This window comes from Nocardia transvalensis NBRC 15921 (assembly GCF_000308875.1).
Taxonomy (GTDB): domain Bacteria; phylum Actinomycetota; class Actinomycetes; order Mycobacteriales; family Mycobacteriaceae; genus Nocardia; species Nocardia transvalensis.
The window spans coordinates 1-16,557 of sequence record NZ_BAGL01000126.1; the positions used below are offsets into that span (position 1 = coordinate 1).

Annotated in this window: 15 protein-coding genes; 12 read left to right on the forward strand and 3 right to left on the reverse strand. The window is 69.8% G+C overall.

All coding sequences use genetic code 11. The features are described 5' to 3' along the window. The 3 genes from ON41_RS34910 to ON41_RS34920 form a co-directional block, all read right to left on the reverse strand. On the reverse strand, nt 1-728 hold a 728-nt coding region (locus ON41_RS34910; RefSeq protein ID WP_246829656.1), incomplete at its 3' end, for a CobW family GTP-binding protein. Between the two features lie 120 nt (nt 729-848). Next, nucleotides 849-2,516 carry an N-acetylmuramoyl-L-alanine amidase gene (locus ON41_RS43910; protein WP_063710004.1) on the reverse strand — a complete coding sequence of 556 codons (1,668 nt, stop codon included), beginning with the start codon at nt 2,514-2,516 and terminating at the stop codon, nt 849-851. Nucleotides 2,517-2,642: 126 nt separating this feature from the next. Beyond that, complete coding sequence (locus ON41_RS34920; protein ID WP_051163183.1) at nt 2,643-3,212, reverse strand: sigma-70 family RNA polymerase sigma factor; 570 nt, start codon at nt 3,210-3,212, stop codon at nt 2,643-2,645. Between the two features lie 210 nt (nt 3,213-3,422). Between ON41_RS34920 and ON41_RS34925 the strand changes: the two genes are divergently transcribed. The 12 genes from ON41_RS34925 (at nt 3,423) to ON41_RS34980 (ending at nt 16,547) form a co-directional block, all read left to right on the forward strand. Further along, nucleotides 3,423-3,827: an Rv1352/Rv1906c domain-containing protein gene (locus ON41_RS34925; protein ID WP_040752846.1), complete on the forward strand. Its 405-nt coding sequence runs from the start codon at nt 3,423-3,425 to the stop codon at nt 3,825-3,827. Between the two features lie 195 nt (nt 3,828-4,022). Further along, the gene (galT, locus tag ON41_RS34930; protein WP_040753131.1) at nt 4,023-5,096 is read left to right on the forward strand and encodes a galactose-1-phosphate uridylyltransferase; all 1,074 of its coding nucleotides are present in this window, start codon (nt 4,023-4,025) and stop codon (nt 5,094-5,096) included. Then, nucleotides 5,093-6,205 (forward strand): galactokinase, encoded by a 1,113-nt coding sequence (gene galK, locus ON41_RS34935; protein ID WP_246829657.1) that lies wholly within the window; start codon nt 5,093-5,095, stop codon nt 6,203-6,205. The genes galT and galK overlap by 4 nt, the downstream gene beginning before the upstream one ends. Before the next feature lie 524 nt (nt 6,206-6,729). Further along, complete coding sequence (locus ON41_RS34940; RefSeq protein WP_040752848.1) at nt 6,730-6,960, forward strand: DUF397 domain-containing protein; 231 nt, start codon at nt 6,730-6,732, stop codon at nt 6,958-6,960. Between the two features lie 40 nt (nt 6,961-7,000). After that, nucleotides 7,001-7,750, forward strand: a complete 750-nt coding sequence (locus ON41_RS34945; protein ID WP_040752849.1) for an SDR family oxidoreductase — start codon at nt 7,001-7,003, stop codon at nt 7,748-7,750. 335 nt (nt 7,751-8,085) lie between these two features. Continuing rightward, nucleotides 8,086-9,135: a 3-oxoacyl-ACP synthase III family protein gene (locus ON41_RS34950; protein WP_040752850.1), complete on the forward strand. Its 1,050-nt coding sequence runs from the start codon at nt 8,086-8,088 to the stop codon at nt 9,133-9,135. 9 nt (nt 9,136-9,144) lie between these two features. Further along, nucleotides 9,145-10,149: a beta-ketoacyl-[acyl-carrier-protein] synthase family protein gene (locus ON41_RS34955; RefSeq protein WP_083905849.1), complete on the forward strand. Its 1,005-nt coding sequence runs from the start codon at nt 9,145-9,147 to the stop codon at nt 10,147-10,149. A gap of 25 nt (nt 10,150-10,174) precedes the next feature. Then, nucleotides 10,175-11,848 (forward strand): fatty acid CoA ligase family protein, encoded by a 1,674-nt coding sequence (locus ON41_RS34960; RefSeq protein ID WP_040752852.1) that lies wholly within the window; start codon nt 10,175-10,177, stop codon nt 11,846-11,848. Next, a complete protein-coding gene (locus tag ON41_RS34965; protein WP_040753138.1) occupies nt 11,845-12,135 on the forward strand; it encodes a hypothetical protein in 291 nt (96 codons plus the stop codon). Before ON41_RS34960 ends, ON41_RS34965 begins: the two co-directional genes overlap by 4 nt. Beyond that, the gene (locus tag ON41_RS34970) at nt 12,135-13,175 is read left to right on the forward strand and encodes an NAD-dependent epimerase/dehydratase family protein (protein ID WP_051163185.1); all 1,041 of its coding nucleotides are present in this window, start codon (nt 12,135-12,137) and stop codon (nt 13,173-13,175) included. Before ON41_RS34965 ends, ON41_RS34970 begins: the two co-directional genes overlap by 1 nt. Nucleotides 13,176-13,197: 22 nt before the next feature. After that, entirely contained in the window at nt 13,198-14,400 is a 1,203-nt protein-coding gene (locus ON41_RS34975; protein ID WP_040753140.1) for a hypothetical protein, read from the forward strand. After that, nucleotides 14,397-16,547: an MMPL family transporter gene (locus ON41_RS34980; RefSeq protein ID WP_051163187.1), complete on the forward strand. Its 2,151-nt coding sequence runs from the start codon at nt 14,397-14,399 to the stop codon at nt 16,545-16,547. Before ON41_RS34975 ends, ON41_RS34980 begins: the two co-directional genes overlap by 4 nt. The last annotated feature ends 10 nt before the right edge of the window (nt 16,548-16,557 follow it).

Here is a 16,557-nt window from a genome sequence, read left to right on the forward strand (position 1 = left end):
CTGTCGTAGTCGTCGTGCAGGTGGTGGTGGCCGTCGCCGTCGTGGTGGTCGTGATCGTCGGCGAGCAGCTCGTCGAAGCTGAGCTGCTCGGCGACCAGAGGCGATCGCGAACGCGGCGGGTCGAACAGCAGATGCGGGTCGATACGGCCGTGGGTGGTGGCGTACACCGGCGCACCGCCCACCAGCTCGGCGATCTCCGCGCGCAGCCGGTCCAGGCGGTCGGCGGGCACCCGGTCGGCCTTGTTCAGCACGATCAGATCGGCCAGCCGCAGATGCGTCGCCAGTTCGGGATGCCGGGCGCGGCTGTCGTCGAAATGCTCCGCGTCGACGACCTCGACCAGGCCGCCGTACCGGATGCGCGGATTGTCGCTGCCGACCACCATGCGGATGAGATTGCTCGGTTCGGCCAGGCCGCTGGCCTCCACCACGATCACATCGATGCGATTGCGCGGTTCCGCCAGCCGCGCGAACAGATCGTCCAGCTCGGAGACGTCGACCGCGCAGCACACGCACCCGTTGCCGAGCGACACCATCGCGTCGACCTGCCCGGCCACCAGCATGGCATCGATATTGACGGCCCCGAAGTCGTTGACCACCACGCCGATCCGCGTCTCCCGCTGCCGCAGCAGAGCGTTGAGCAGCGTCGTCTTCCCGGCCCCCAGATACCCCGCCACGATCAGTACGGGAATGCGCCGGTCCATCCGGCCCAACTCGTCCTCGGCACGCATTCCGGCCATGCTAGCGGGACCCCGCCCGCCTCCTGCGCGCCGACGCGAGTGGCGCGCCACACCCCGAAACGACCTGCGCACCCGCCACGGGCGACGGGTGCGCAGGTATCGGCTGACGAGTTAGCGAGTGGACGGGGTACTACGGGTGCCCAGGTTGTTCTGGGTACCCGGGGTGTTCTGCGCACCGGGTGAATTCTGCGTACCGGGTGTCGCCGGCTCGCTCTGGGAGTTCGGCGAACTCGAACCGCCCGGGCCGAGCAGGGTGGAGGCCAGCGTGTAGGCCAGGTTGATCAGCTGCGAGTTGACCGTCGCATCCTCCATACCCAGCGACTTGGCGAGCGGCAGGAGCAGCTGCATGGCGGTGGTCACCAGGCCGCTGGCCGACGTGTCCGGGGTGGACTCGGTGCCCTGCTGCGACTGCCCGCCGGGCGACGTCCCCTGCGAGTAGGCCCCCGGCGTTCCCGAGTTCCCGGAGTTCGGCGCACCGGGGGTATAGGCGTCCGGCGCGGTGTACACATTCGGCGCACCGGGCGTGTAACCACTCGGCGCGGACGCCCCCGGAGATGTCGAGGACTGCCCGGACCCGCCCGGGGTCGACTGCCCCGTCCCGGCCTGACCGGGAACGGACTGTCCCGGAGACGTCTGGCCGGGAACGGACTGACCCGGAGATGTCTGACCGGGGACAGACTGATTCGGCGACGCCTGCCCCGGCACAGATCCCGGGGATGCCTGCCCCGGCACGGACTGCCCCGGAGACGTCTGGCCGGGAACGACCTGCTCCGGAGACGCCTGATCGGGTACGACCTGCGCCGGCACTGCCCGGCTGGGCACGGCATTCTGCCGAGCGGATTGACCGGGCGGAACCTGATCCGGCGCAGGCTGTCCGGGCGCGGACTGCGCGGGGACTGCTTGTCCGGGCGAACCCTGCTCCGACTGCCCCGGCACGGGATGCGAGGCCGCCTGGCCGCCCGCCGAACCCGACGGCGGCGGCGTGTCACCGTAGCCGAGCAGATAACCGGTCAGGCCGGTGGCGATGGCGACCGCGTGCTTGAGCTGGCCCTCGCGGGACTCCAGCAGCGCGGCGTCGTCGGTATTGACCCCGTTGCCCATTTCCAGGAACACGTCCGGCACCTGGGTCAGCGCCGGGCCGGCGATATCGGAGCGGGTCTGCAACCCGTCCACCGCCCCGTTGTAGGTGGCGGCCGGGAAACCGGCCTGCAGGTAGGCGTCCCGCACGACCTTGGTCGCGGCCATCCCCGCACTCGACTGCACGAGATTCGCCTTGACATCCGGAACCGGCAGCTGCGGAACGATCAGATGGAATCCGCTGCCGGACGCGGGTCCGCCGTCGGCGTGGATGCTGATCGCGACATCGGCGCCCGACCGGTTGGCCGCGGCCGCGCGCTCGTCGACGCAACCACCCCAGCCGGTGTCGTCCTGGCGGCTGAGCACCACGGTGGCGCCCATCGCCTCCAGCGACTGCTTGACCAGCTGCGACACATTCCAGGTGACGGTGTGCTCGGGGACCCCGTTGAGGGTCGTCATACCCGTCGTCTGGCATTCCTTGGTGCCGCCCCGGCCGTCGTTCACCTGGCGGCTGATGTCCTGTGCGTGCTCGCCACCCTGATGTCCCGGATCGAGGAACACCGTCTTACCGGCCAGTTTCGTCGACATGTCCTGGTCGGGCGGGGCGGCGACAGCGACCGCCGGGAGGATCCCGGCGGATGGAGCGAGGGCCGCGGCCGTGACGGCGAGGCAGAGACCGGCCTTGACGATGCTTGGCTTCATGTGCGGACGGCGCACCCGGATCGGGGTCGCCCCTCCCTTCCCACTAGTAACACCAAACCCAGTGGTTCACTCTGGCAACGCAGGTCCCATGAAGCAAGTACAGTTACCGAACCGTTACTGGCATTGTCATGCCGATCGTGGCAGCTGACGCAGTGACCGCAGCGCGTAATGCACGCGTGTCTTCACCGTCCCCACCGGGACTCCCAGGTCGTCAGCAACATCCTGGTAAGCGCGATCGCGCAGGATCACCTGGACCACGGCGTGTCGCTGCGGATCGGGCAGCCGCTCCAGCAGTTCCGCGACCAGTAGCCCGTCGGCCAGCGTGTCGGCGAAATCCGGCCGGACCCACCGCGCGTCGGCGACGTCCTCGAAGTCGTCCCAGCTGGCCTCGACCGGCCGCACCGCCCGCATACGGCCGATATCGGTGAGCACGTTCCGCTCGATCGACAGCAGCCAGGTGCGGACGCTGCCCTTGCCGGGGTCGTAGGTGGCGCAGCCGCGCCAGCCGCGCAGCAGCGTCTCCTGCACCGCGTGCTCGGCCAGGCCGGCGTCGCCGAGCCGCCGCAGCGCACGCCAATGCAATAACCCCTGGTCGGTGGCGACCACCGCGGCGAGCCCGGATTCGGTACACAGTCGCGCGCACCGCGGGCCGCAGGCGGTGTCGCGGTGGCGGGGGACGGGCCGGAGACCACTCATGTCAGGAATATCGCGAGAAGACCGCGGAAGGCATCGCCTCGCGCACACCAATTTCCGGCGAATCGCCCGCTGTGCCGGATCACGAAATTTCATCAATTCGGCCAAACGGCGCACAGAACTCTGATAGACCGGACCCCCGGAAGACACGGGGAACTTCCGGGGCTGTCCGGACCGATCGGCGGCCCGCACGTGAACTCGAGGAGGAACGCCGTGCGTGGACGCACGTTTGCGATCGCGGGCGCCGTGGCGTCCGCCGTAACCGTACTCGGATCCGGAACCGCTGCCGCGGATCCGGCGACGAGCATGCCCGGAGACGGGCTGTACCGGGTCGGGGTCGACATCCTGCCCGGCATCTATCAGGCGCCGGGATCGAACGATCCGGTCCATGCCTGCTACTGGCAGCGGCTGAAGAAGGTTCCCGACGCCGCCGAGGCCGACCCGAACCAGGACATCACCGCCAGCGATCTCACCCATTCGACTCCGGTCCGGGTGCTGATCAAGCCGGGCGATGTCGCCTTCTCCGCCACCAACTGTGGCGGCCCCTGGGTGATGATGCCCGCACCGCCGCCGACCGGTTCCTACGGTCCCGGCGGTTCGTTCGGCAGCGAATTCTGACCCTTCGCGGCGGCGCGCGACTCGCGCCGCCGCGAGGCGCCGCGCCCCCGATGTGAGCGCTCACACTGATCCGGTGTACTGTCCGGCTGAGTCCGTCGCGCATCCATCGGAGGTTGTCATGGCGTTGCCGCCACCCGATCGCACGCCCGCCTCGCGCACCCGCCGGGCGGCGCGGTGATCACCACGCGCCGGACACTGGCCGACGGCCGGGAGATCCTGTACTTCGACGCCGATCCGGGCGTCCCGCGCACCGCGACCGACACGCGCGACCTGCCCCGCACCCACACCCACTCCCAGCGGCGCTTCGATCCGCTGCTGGGCGAGTGGGTGGTGATCGCCTCGCACCGGCAGACCCGCACCTTCCTGCCGCCGGCCGACCTGTGCCCGCTGTGCCCGTCGACGCCGGAGCGCGCCACCGAGGTCCCCGAATCCGACTACCAGGTCGCGGTTTTCGAGAATCGGTTCCCGTCGCTCTCGACCGGGCACGCCGATTTCCCCGCGACCGTGGAGGGTTCGCCCCTGACACCGCTGCGCGACGGCTACGGACGCTGTGAAGTGGTGTGCTTCACCAGCGTTCACGATTCGTCGTTCGCCGACCTCGATGAGCCGCGGGCCCGCCTGGTGCTGGACACCTGGGCCCACCGCAGCGCCGAACTCGGCGCGCTCGACGGCATCGAGCAGGTGTTCTGCTTCGAGAATCACGGCGAGGAGATCGGCGTGACGCTCTCCCATCCACACGGGCAGATCTACGCCTACCCGTTCGTGACCCCGCGCGTGGCCAAGATCTCGGAGAACGTCGGCCGGTACCGGAAGTCGCACGGCGGCAACCTGTTCGGCGATCTGCTGGCCGCCGAGCGCGCGGCCGGGGTGCGAGTGGTGACCGCCAACGACGAGTGGACGGCCTTCGTCCCGCCGTTCGCGCGCTGGCCCTACGAGGTACAGCTGTATCCGCACCGGCGGGTCGCCGACATCCCCGACCTCGACGACGCGCAGCGCGACGCCTTCGCGGCGCTGTATCTCGATGTGCTGGGCCGGTTCGCCCGCCGGTTCGACACCCCGATGCCCTATATCGCGGCCTGGAATCAGGCCCCGACGCCGAGAGCCGATGCGCCGCGCGAGGATTGGTGGTTGCACATGCAGCTCTTCTCGATTCGCCGGGCGCCCGGGAAATTGAAGTACCTGGCCGGTTCGGAGTCCGGGATGAACGTCTTCATCAGCGACACCACGCCGGAGACCGTGGCGGCCGAACTGCGAGAGGTGGCACCGTGACCGAACAGCCGCTGCCACAGGGCGTCTGGGCCGCGCCCGGGCGGGTCAACATCATAGGCGAGCACACCGACTACAACGACGGCTACGCCCTGCCGATCGCCCTCCCCCAGGTCGTCACGTGCGCGGCGGCGGCCGCCACCGGCGGATACGTCCGGGTGACCTCGCGCCAGCATCCCGGCGAAACGGTCCGCGAACCCCTAGCGGGCCTCGCGGATTCGGAGGTCACCGGATGGGCGCGGTATCCGCTCGGCGTCGTGCACGAATATCTCCGGCGCGGGCACGAGATCCCGGGCGTGGAGCTGGAATTGGACGGCGCGGTGCCCGTCGGCGCCGGGCTGTCGTCCTCGGCGGCGGTCGAGTGTTCGGTCGCGATCGCACTGCGCGACCTGTTCGGCCTGCCGGTGACCGATACCGATCTCATCGATATCGGCAGGGCCGCGGAGAACTCCTACGTCGGCGCGGCCACGGGCACGCTGGACCAGTCCGCCTCGGTGCTGTGCACGGCCGGGCACGCGCTGTTCCTCGACTTCGGCAAGGGCGAGCACGCGCAGGTGCCGTTCGACCTGGCCGCGGCCGGCCTCGCGCTGCTGGTCGTCGACACCAACACCCCGCATCAACTCGTCGACGGCGGGTACGCCAAGCGCCGGACCGAATGCGAGCGGGCGGCCGCGGCGCTCGGGGTCGGCAGCCTGCGCGAGATCACCGACACCGCGGACGTCGAGCGGATCGCCGACCCGGTGCTGCGGCGGCGGGCGCGCCACATCGTCTCCGAGAACGACCGGGTGCTGACGGTGGCCGAGACGCTGCGCGGCGGCGGCGACCCCCGCGCGATCGGACCGATCCTCACCGCCGGGCACGCGTCGCTGCGCGACGACTTCGAGATCTCCACGCCCCAGCTCGACGCCGCGGTCGAGGCCGCCCTGTCCGCCGGTGCGCACGGCGCCCGGATGGTGGGCGGCGGATTCGGCGGCAGCATCATCGCTCTGATCGAGGCCGACCGCACCGAACCGACCGCCCGGGCGGTCGCGGCGCGATTCCGTGCCGAAGAGTTCGCCGAACCACGCACCTTCGTCGCGGTGCCCTCGGCGGGCGCGCATCGAGTGTCCTGACCGGCCGTTCGAACCGGCTGTGCAACGGTTGCGGATTTCGGTATACCCCTATTCTGTATCGCCACAGTCCGAAATTTTTGCGAATCCGGCGAATTCCGACCGGCGATGATGCACTCGCAACTGCAACCACAGGTGTGAGTGCATCTGCGAGGCAGATCCGGGTGTGCACGCCGGTCAGCAACCGTCATCGATGGCATCTACGCAGCTCTGATGACATAATCCAGGACGGAAACAACGATCGGGCAGCCTCCTGGCATACCAGCGGTGAGAATCGAGCCCGGCAAATAGCCCATACGGCCGTGTATCGGTCGCGCGGTGAATCTGCGAATTCGGCGAATTCTCTACAGCTCGCCGAATCCGGAACGTACCGTGGTGACGGGATTAGCCCGGCTGCCAATGGTTACTCAGTTCCAGGGTGTGGCCGGGCCCCGGGGGATCGAGGCCGCCACAACCCGATTACGGCCTCCGCCGCATGGCAATGTCGCCGCCTTTACATCGAAACCCATGTTCTGGAGGAAATCATCATGACCGGATCCGACGCCGCCCTCATCGCCGGGCTGCCTGCCGGCAGTTGGCGCAAGTCCAGTTTCAGCGGACCGGACGGCAACTGCGTCGAATGCGCTCCCCTGCCCGACTCCACCGTGGCCGTGCGCAACAGCAATCGTCCCGAGGACGGGGCGCTCGTGTTCACTCGCGCCGAACTGTCGGCCTGGATTCGCGGGTGCGGCGCCGGGGAATTCGACGATCTACTCTGACAGCGAGCCGGTCACGCGGCAGCCCGATTAGGGTTGGCGCATGACCAGGCGCAGGATTCTCATCACGGGCGCGAGCTCGGGACTCGGCGCGGGCATGGCTCGCGAATTCGCACGGCGAGGACGAGACCTCGCGCTGTGCGCGCGCCGAGTCGACAATCTCGAACAGTTGCGTTCCGAATTGCGTGCCGCACATCCCGGCATCACCGTCGCGGTGCGCGGTCTCGACGTGAACGACCACGCCGCGGTGCCGCGCGTATTCGACGAACTGCACGACGAACTCGGCGGGCTGGACCGCGTCATCGTGAATGCCGGCCTGGGCAAGGGCGCGGCGCTGGGCACCGGCCGCGCCGACGCGAATATCGCGACCGCCACAACCAATTTCGTCTCCGCCCTCGCACAGGCCGAGGCCGCCCTGCGCATCTTTCGCGCCCAGAACTCCGGCCATCTCGTGCTCATCTCGTCGATGAGCGCGGTGCGCGGGCTGCCCGGGAAGAAGGCCGCGTATTCGGCCAGTAAGGCCGGGCTGTCCGCACTCGGCGAGGGGCTGGCGATCGAATTGCGCGCCGACCCGATCGCCGTGACCACCGTGCAGCCGGGATTCATCGCCACCGACATGGCGGCCCGGGCCGGTGACGCCACGCTGGTGGCGCCGCTGGACAAGGGCGTCGCCTCGATGGTCGCCGCGATCGAGCGTGAGGTGGTCAGGGCGTCGGTGCCCGCATGGCCCTGGCGCGCACTCGGTCTCGCGCTCCCCTTGTTGCCGCGCACTATTGTGGCGCGCTTCGGCTGAATCGCGAGCCACATAGGACATGCCCCCATGCGGTGAGGTCACTCACAATCCGGGGCCCGTTCCGATGTGAAAGTTCACCATCACATCGATGTCCGGGCGTTTGCCCGCCCGTCGGCGCATCCGGCGTTCCCGCATGCCCCGGCCTACCCGCCCCGAATCAGCGCGGTAGCCAGAAGATAGCCCCTATCCGATACTCAGAGTCACTTCTACGACTCGTAGCAGATTGTTGCCCCCAATGATCGAGATGCGGTTGGGCATCGGACTAGTTACTCTCGGGTAGCATCGTTGCTCGTTCCTAATTCACTTGCATTCGTCACCCATTTTCAGGAGGCGACGTGTCGCATTCCCGCTTCGAATCACTCGGCGCATATCTACCAGAAAAGTCCGTTACCACCGAAGAGTTGCTCTCGCGCCTGAAGGTGCCGCCGGCCTTCGATCTCGAAAAGATCACAGGCGTGCGCGAACGACGAGTGCGCGCCACCGGAACGGACGCCCCCGAGGACTCCTTCACCTTCGCCGTCCACGCGGCCGAGGACTGTTTGTCCAGGTCACAGTACTCAGCCGGGGAGCTGGAGGTGATCATCTCCACCTCCATCACGCGCAGCAAGAACGGCACCCGCATGTATATGGAGCCGTCCTTCGCCTCGGCGATAGCGAAGAAGATCGGCGCGGGAAAGGCGATCACATTCGACCTTTCCAATGCCTGCGCGGGAATGCTTACGGGCACCTACATTCTGGACCGGATGATTTGCGCCGGAATCGTGCGCAACGGTCTGGTCGTCAGCGGAGAGGCCATCACGCCGATTGCCGATACCGCCGTAGAGGAAATTACCGAGAAATACGATCTGCAATTCGCCTCCCTCACCGTCGGCGATTCCGGGGCGGCCGCGGTACTGGACCGCTCGGTCGATGAACGCGACCGGATCGAGTACATCGAGTTGGTCACCGCCTCGGAGTTCTCGCACCTGTGCCTCGGTATGCCGAGCGAGAAGTCCCAGGGTGTCGCGCTCTACACCGACAACCGCAAGATGCACAACGAGGACCGTTTCGTGCTGTGGACCGACGCCCAGCGCGAGTTCTACGACCGGCGCGGCACCACGTTCGCCGACGAGAATTTCGACTACGTCATCCATCACCAGTTCGGCGCGGCCGCGATTCCGTATATGAACGCCATCGCCGAGCGCGAGTTCGGCGCCCCGATGCCGCCGGACCTCAATGTCATCTCCAAGTACGGAAACACCTCCAGCACTTCGCATTTCATCGTGCTGCACGATCACCTGAGCCGGCAGGAGATCCCGGCCGGATCGAAACTGCTGATGGTGCCCGCCGCCTCCGGCGTCGTCGGCGGATTCCTGTCCACCACGATTTCGTCTCTGAAGGTCTAGGGGTTTGCCATGGGTGTGCGCATCACATCGACCGGAATCAGCCGCGACGCCGATACGTTCAGCATCGTCGACCACAGCGGGCGGGCTGCGCGCCGCAGCCTGGAGCGGGCCGGGATACGGCCGGACCAGGTCGGCGTCCTGATCAACGCCGGCGTATTCCGCGACTCCAACACGGTCGAACCGGCCGTCTCGGCCCTGATCCAGAAGTCCGCCGGCATCGGCCTGGACTACCGGTCCGGCGATTCGCGGTCGTTCTCGTTCGACCTGATGAACGGCGCGGTCGGCGTGCTCAACGCGGTCCAGGTGGCGCAGTCGGTCCTGACGACAGGCAGCGCGGAGCACGTGCTCATCGTCTCCGGCGACACCCATCCGTCGCTGGCCCGCGGCGCCGCGGACGACGAATTCCCCTATGCCACAGCGAGTGCCGCGCTGCTGCTGGAGAACACCGCGCGGGACGAGGGATTCGGCCGGGTGCACACCTCCACCGGCGACGGCACGCCGGCGGTCGAGTCGTACGTCGACGTCGCCACCATGGGCACCGTCGGGCGCACCCTGATGACGGTGGAACGCGAGCCCGGTTTCGAGGACCGCCTGCTCGACGTCGCCCTCGAGGTGGCGCGCGCCGCGCTCGACGAGGCGGACGACATCGACCTGGCCGCGACCGCGGTGATCGCCTCCACGCCGAGCGCCGCCTTCCCGCAGCGCCTGGCCGACAAGCTCGGCATCGCGGCGGTCCGCCTGCCGGAGCTGGAGGCCGGCGACCCCCACACCGCGGCCCTACCCCTGGCCTACGACCATGCGGTCCGCGAGGATTCGCTCGCCGGCTACACCCGCGTCCTGTTCGTCGCCGCCGGTGCCGGCCCCTCGGCCGCCGCGGTGCTGTACCGCCTCCCCGCCGGAGAGCGGAACCCGTCTCCCGCCGCAGAGCAGAACCTGTCTTCCGCCGCGGTGCCACACCCGTCTCCCGCCGCAGTGCAACACCCGTCTCCCGCCGCGGTCGGGGCGGCGGGATGAGCGGGGCGCGGCGAGGGGCGGCGGCGTGAGTTCCGGTACCTACTGGGGGGCGGTGGACCGGTTCCGTGCCGTGGTCGCGTCGGATCCGGACCGGGAGGCGGTGTTCTCCGCCTCCGGCCGGACCGGCGCGGGCCTGCCCGAGTATCGGCCGCTGACCTACCGGGAACTCGATGCCTGGTCGGACGCGATCGCCGAAAGGCTGAGCGCCGCCGGGGTTTCCAGCGGCACCCGCACCATCGTGCTGGTGCTGCCCAGCCCCGAGCTGTACGCGATCATGGTCGGCCTGTTGAAGATCGGCGCGGTCCCGGTGGTCATCGATCCGGGCATGGGGCTGCGAAAGATGCTGCGCTGCCTACAGGCCGCCGACGCGGAGGCGTTCATCGGCATCCCGCAGGCGCATGCCGCGCGCGTGCTGTTCCGCCGGTACTTCCGCCGGGTGCGGGTACCGGTGACGGTGGGGCGGCGCTGGTTCTGGGGCGGCGCCACGCTGCGCGGCTGGGGCCGCACCCCCGAAGGCCCACTGCCGCACCGGGATCCGGCGCCGGATGACGATCTGCTGCTCATCGCGTTCACCACCGGGAGCACCGGCCCGGCGAAGGCCGTGGAACTCACGCACGGGAACCTGTCGGCGATGGTCGACCAGGTGGACGCGGCCCGCGACCGAGTGCCGCCCGGCACGTCGCTGATCACGCTGCCGCTGGTGGGCGTCCTGGATCTGCTGCTCGGGTCGCGCTGCGTGCTGCCCCCGCTGATCCCGAGCAAGGTCGGATCCACCGATCCGGCGCAGGTCGCGGACGCGATCGTCCGGTTCGGGGTGCGCACCATGTTCGCCTCCCCCGCCGTGCTCATCCCGCTGCTGCGGCATCTGGAGAGTTCCGGCACGGAACTGCCGACGCTGCGCAGCATCTACTCCGGCGGCGCGCCCGTGCCGGACTGGTGTATCGCCGGACTGCGCGAGGTCCTCGATCCGGAGGTGCGGATATTCGCCGGGTACGGGTCGACCGAGGCGCTGCCCATGTCGACCGTCGAATCTCGTGAGCTGGCAGACGGCCTGGTCGACCGCGCACATCGCGGCGAGGGCACCTGCATCGGCCGGCCCGCGCACCGCGTCCGGGCCCGAGTGGTGGCCGTCACCGACGATCCGATCCCGACCTGGGCCGATGCCGAAGCCCGTGCGGGCGAGCTGGATTCGACCGGGAATATCGGCGAACTGGTGGTCGCCGGGCCGAATGTGAGTACCCGCTACTACTGGCCTCGGTCCGCGAACGCGACCGGCAAGATCGCCGACGGCGACGTGATCTGGCATCGCACCGGCGATCTGGCGTGGATCGACGAACAGGATCGGATCTGGTTCTGCGGCCGCAAGAGTCAGCGCGTCGTCACCGCGACCGGCCCTCTGTTCACCGTGCAGGTCGAGCAGGTGTTCACCGTGGTGCCGGGCGTGGCCCGCACCGCGCTGGTGGGTATCGGGGAGCGCGGCGCACAACGCCCGGTGCTGTGTGTCGAGCTGGAGCCGGGCGCCGACCAGGCCGCCGTCGCGCTGGCGTTGAAGGCGCGGGGCGCCGAATTCGACCTCACCGCACCGGTTTCGGAGTTCCTGTTCCATCCGTCGTTCCCGGTCGACATCCGGCACAACGCCAAGATCGGCCGCGAGCAGCTGGCGGAGTGGGCGGCGGAGCAGACGGGGGCGCGGCGATGAGAACGACCGCGCTGCGGGCCGTTCCGATCCTCGGATGGCTGTACCTGGCCGCCGGACTGGTGGTCGCGGCCACCGACCGGACGCCGAGCAGCCGGGCGCTGCGGGCGCTGTGGTGGATCGACGCCTTCCTCAGCGTCGTCGTCCACGCCGCGCAGATCCCGGTGGCGCTGCGGGCGTCCCGGGGCAGCGGCCGGTCGCCGGCGCGGACCGCCGCGATGACCCAGATATTCGGCCTCACCTGGTGGCGTACCCGGCGGGACGAGCGCCGCCCGGATCAGGAGATGTGATGAAGGCACTGGTGACCGGCGCGTCCGGATTCCTCGGCGGCGCCCTGGCCCGCCGGCTCGTGCGCGACGGCGATCGGAAGGTGGCCGTCCTGGCCCGGCCGACCAGCGATCTGCGGGGCGTGGACGATCTCGACGGCATCGAGGTGGTCTACGGCGATCTCACCGACGAGGCCTCGCTGGAACGCGCGGTCGCCGGGGTCGACGTCGTCTTCCACAGCGCCGCCCGCGTGGACGAGCGCGGTACCCGGGCCCAGTTCTGGGACGAGAACGTGCGCGGCACCGAGCGGCTGCTGGCGGCGGCGAAGCGGGCGGGCGCGTCCCGGTTCGTCTCCGTCTCCAGCCCGAGCGCGCTGATGGACCGCGACGGCGGCGATCAGGTCGACATCGACGAATCGGTGCCGTACCCGCGCCGGTACCTGAATCTCTACTCGGAGACCAAGGCCGCGGCCGAACGCGCCGTATTATCCGCCGACACAACCGATTTCACGGCCTGTGCGCTGCGCCCGCGGGCGATCTGGGGCGCGGGCGACCGCTCGGGGCCGATCGTGCGGCTGCTCGGCCGTACCGCCGAGGGAAAACTTCCGGACCTGTCGTTCGGGCGCGATGTCTACGCGTCGCTGTGCCACGTCGACAATGTCGTCGACGCCTGCCTGAAGGCGGCGGCCTCCGACGCCGTCGGCGGCAAAGCGTATTTCCTCGCCGACGCCGAGCGGACCGACGTGTGGAAGTTCCTCGCCGAGGTCGCGGGCCGACTGGGCTATCCCGCGCCGAGCCGCACCCCCGACCCGCGGGCGCTGGACGCGGCCGTCGCGGTCATCGAGACCGTCTGGCGCGTCCCGGCGGTCGCGCGGCGCTGGTCTCCCCCGCTGTCGCGCTACGTCGTGGCGCTGCTGACCCGGACCGCCACCTACGACACCGGCGCGGCCGCACGGGATTTCGCGTACCGGCCCATCATCGACCGCGACCGCGGGCTGGCCGAATTCCTGGCCTGGCTCGACGACGTGGGCGGCGTCGGCGAACTCACCCGCGGCCTGCGCTGACCGAGTGCACCAGGAGTCCACCATGACCACCACCAACACTGCCTTCCGTCGCCGCGTCTCCCCCACCGAGCGGATGTACTTCCCCATGCGGGATCTCGCGCCGCCGTTCCTCATGCAGATGGAGTTCCGCGGCGCGGGCTCGCTCGACGCCGACGAACTGCGCCGGGCCGTCGCGATCGCCGCCGATGCCTGTCCGGGCGCGCGGCTGGTACGCGACGGCCGGTACTGGGTGGACGGCGGCGTGGCCCCGGCCGTGCGCGAGATCTCCGGATATGTGGCGAACGAGCCGCGGCTGGAGGCGGATTCGGTGCTGACCAGTCCGATCGGGCCGAATCCGGAGACCACCTGCGAGGTGCTGCTGCTGACCGGCGAATCGGTGAGCGTGGTCTTCCGGGTATTCCACGGCGTCATGGACGGTATGGGCATGGCGCTGTGGGCGAAGAGTGTGTTCCGGGTGCTGCGCGGCGGGGAACCGCTGCCGCTGCCCGATCCGATCGCGGACCACGAGCTGGTGCGGAGGGTGGGCGCCCCCGGCCGCCCGACCCCGATGGCGCCGCGGTTCCGGTCGGCCGTCGGGCACGGACGGCAGGATCCGGGCGTGGCACGGCATCTGTTGCGGCACCGCACGATCGACGCCACCGGACCTGGGGCCGTGGCCCGGATCGCGGGCATGCTGGCGACGGAAGCCGGGACGCCCCAGCGCATCATGGTGCCGGTGGATCTGCGCCGCCACGACCCGGAGCTGCGGTCCACCGCGAATCTCGCGCTGCCGCTGTTCCTGGACGTAGCTCCCGGCCAGAACTGGCCGGAGATCAACGCCGAGAAGCGGATCGGCCTGCGGGAACGCCGGGAACTCAACCAGATGGCCTCGACCGGTCTGGCGAACGTCCCGCCCGCCGTAGGCCGCGCGATCCTGCGGACCACCAACTGGCTGGGCTCGCGATACGGGCGGAACCTGGCCTCCGCCACGGTCTCCCACATGGGCCGCTTCGACCTCGAGGACCTGCGCTTCGGCGACTTCTCGCCCACCTCGGTGCGGGTGCTGCCGCAGCACAGCGTGGCGATGCCGCTGTTGTTCGCGATGGTCGAGGCGGGCGGGCGCACCGAGCTGACGGTGTCGGCACGCAACGGGCGCGGGGTCGAGGGCCGGCTGGAGGCGCTGCTCGACCGGGTCGCTTCGACATTGGAAGAGGAACTGCCGCAGCGAGATTCGACACCGGCATGACGGCCTGGGCGCGTGCGGTGGCGGGGCGGCCGGTGGTCGTTCTCGTCGCCGCGATCGGATTCGCGGTGCTGTGCGGGCTGTTCGGCGCCGATCTGCAGAGCCGGGTGAGCGCCGCCGGATTCACCGATCCCGGCAGCGAATCGGCGCTGGTCGACCGGGCGGCCGCGCACCAGCTCGGCCCGCAGAACCCGGACGTGATCGCCATTTATACGGTCCCGGACGGGCAGACGCTCGCGGATCTCGGGCCGCGCGTGGAGCAGGCGGCCGCCCGTGTCGATCCCGGCCTGCTGGCGCACCGCGTCGAAACCTATTGGAACAACGCGCCACCCAAGCAGGGCTTCCTGCGCTCCGGCGACGGCCGTCAGGCGCTGGCGGTGGTGTATGCCTCCGGCGACGACAACCAGCGCATCTCCACGTATCCGGATATTGCCGCCGCACTGCGGGTTCCAGGCGTCGAGACGACGTTCACCGGCTACAGCGCGCTGGCCCAGGAGATCAGCGATCAGTCCCGCCACGATCTGGTGCTGGCCGAATCCGTCTCGCTGCCGGTGACTCTCGCGATCCTGGTGCTCGTCTTCGGCGGTGTCGTCGCGGCGGCGCTGCCGGTGCTGGTCGGCGTGCTCGCGGTGCTCGGGTCCCTGGGCGCGGTGGGGGTGATCGCGCGGTGTACCGAGGTGAGCGTGTTCGCCGTGAACGTCGCCTCGCTGCTCGGGCTCGGCCTGGCCATCGATTACGGGCTGTTCGTGGTGAGCAGATACCGGGAGGAACTGGCCGCGGGGCGCGGCGTGCGCGAGGCGGTCGGCCGCGCCATGGCCACCGCGGGGCGCACCGTGCTGTTCTCGGCGCTGCTGCTGGTGTGCGCGTTCGCGGGGACGTTCGTCTTCCCGCAGTCGGTGCTGCGCTCGCTGGGCTTCGGCGCGATCGCCGCGGTGGTGCTGGCGGCGGCGCTCTCGCTGACCGTGTTGCCCGCGGCATTGCTGCTGCTCGGCGATCGAATCGGGAGGTGGAGCTGGCGCGGGGACGCCTTCGAGCACGGTGAGCGGCGCGCGGCCCGGTTCTGGGGCCGCGTCGTCGACGTCGTGCTGAAACGGCCCGGTGTGGTCGCGCTCGCGATCACCGCGGTGCTGCTCGGGCTGGCGCTGCCGCTGACGGGAGCCAGGCTCGGCGATATCGACCACACCGCGCTGCCCGCCGGCAACGAGGTACGCACCACCGTCGACGATCTGGCCGCGCACTTCCCCGGTGCCAGCAGCGGGGCGACCGTGCTGGTCCGCGGCGACGGCACCACGAGCAATGCCACCATGACCGCGCTGACCCGGGAGATCGGCGGAATTCCGGGCGTCCACCAGGTGGTGCAGGTGGGGCGCGATGCCGACGGGGTCGTACTGCATGCCGCGCTGGATGTTCCCGACCGTTCGCAACCGGCGACCGAAATCGTCACGCGGATCAGGGAACTCGACGTTCCGGATGGAATCGCGCTACAGGTCGGCGGGCAGTCGGCGGCGACGGTCGACAGCGTGGACGTCATCGTGTCGCGGCTGCCGCTGATGATCGCCGTCATGGTCGCGGCGACGCTGGTGCTGCTGCTGGCCGCGTTCCGGTCGGTGGTGCTGCCGGTGAAGGCCGTCCTCATGGCCTTTCTCAGCCTCGCCGCAACCTTCGGCGTGCTGAGCTGGATCTTCTACCAGGGTCACCTGGCCGGGGTGCTGGGGGTGAGCGTCGGACCGCTGTCGGCGGGGATGATGGTGCTCATCATCGCGGTGGTATTCGGGCTGTCCACCGATTACGAGGTGTTTCTGCTGTCGCGAATGGCCGAGGCGCACCGGGAGGGGGCCGATACGGCGGACGCGGTGCGGATCGGGATCGTGAAGACCGCCCGCGTGATCACCGCCGCCGCAACGCTTCTCGTGTTCATCACCGGGGCCTTCACACTGTCGCCGCTGACGCCGATGCGGTTCCTCGGGCTCGGCATGATCATCGCGCTGATCGTCGACGCCACCCTGGTCCGGATGCTGCTGGTGCCGGCGCTGGTGAAACTCATGGGCCCGGTCAACTGGTGGCCCGGCGGGCGGCGGGCGGTCGCCGCGACCGTCGCCGAGTCGGAGGTCCGGTCGGCCACGGCACAGCGGCCATTACCCGGCGGGTAATCGACGGGCG

What these genes read in the sequence shown, in the direction of transcription:
- ON41_RS34955 (WP_083905849.1), top strand. Translation starts at nt 9,145, where the DNA reads ATGGGTGTGCGCATCACATCGACCGGAATCAGCCGCGACGCCGATACG.
- ON41_RS34980 (WP_051163187.1), top strand. Translation starts at nt 14,397, where the DNA reads ATGACGGCCTGGGCGCGTGCGGTGGCGGGGCGGCCGGTGGTCGTTCTC.
- ON41_RS34940 (WP_040752848.1), top strand. Translation starts at nt 6,730, where the DNA reads ATGACCGGATCCGACGCCGCCCTCATCGCCGGGCTGCCTGCCGGCAGT.
- ON41_RS34965 (WP_040753138.1), top strand. Translation starts at nt 11,845, where the DNA reads ATGAGAACGACCGCGCTGCGGGCCGTTCCGATCCTCGGATGGCTGTAC.
- ON41_RS34970 (WP_051163185.1), top strand. Translation starts at nt 12,135, where the DNA reads ATGAAGGCACTGGTGACCGGCGCGTCCGGATTCCTCGGCGGCGCCCTG.
- ON41_RS34975 (WP_040753140.1), top strand. Translation starts at nt 13,198, where the DNA reads ATGACCACCACCAACACTGCCTTCCGTCGCCGCGTCTCCCCCACCGAG.
- ON41_RS43910 (WP_063710004.1), bottom strand. Translation starts at nt 2,516, where the DNA reads ATGAAGCCAAGCATCGTCAAGGCCGGTCTCTGCCTCGCCGTCACGGCC.
- ON41_RS34945 (WP_040752849.1), top strand. Translation starts at nt 7,001, where the DNA reads ATGACCAGGCGCAGGATTCTCATCACGGGCGCGAGCTCGGGACTCGGC.
- ON41_RS34920 (WP_051163183.1), bottom strand. Translation starts at nt 3,212, where the DNA reads ATGAGTGGTCTCCGGCCCGTCCCCCGCCACCGCGACACCGCCTGCGGC.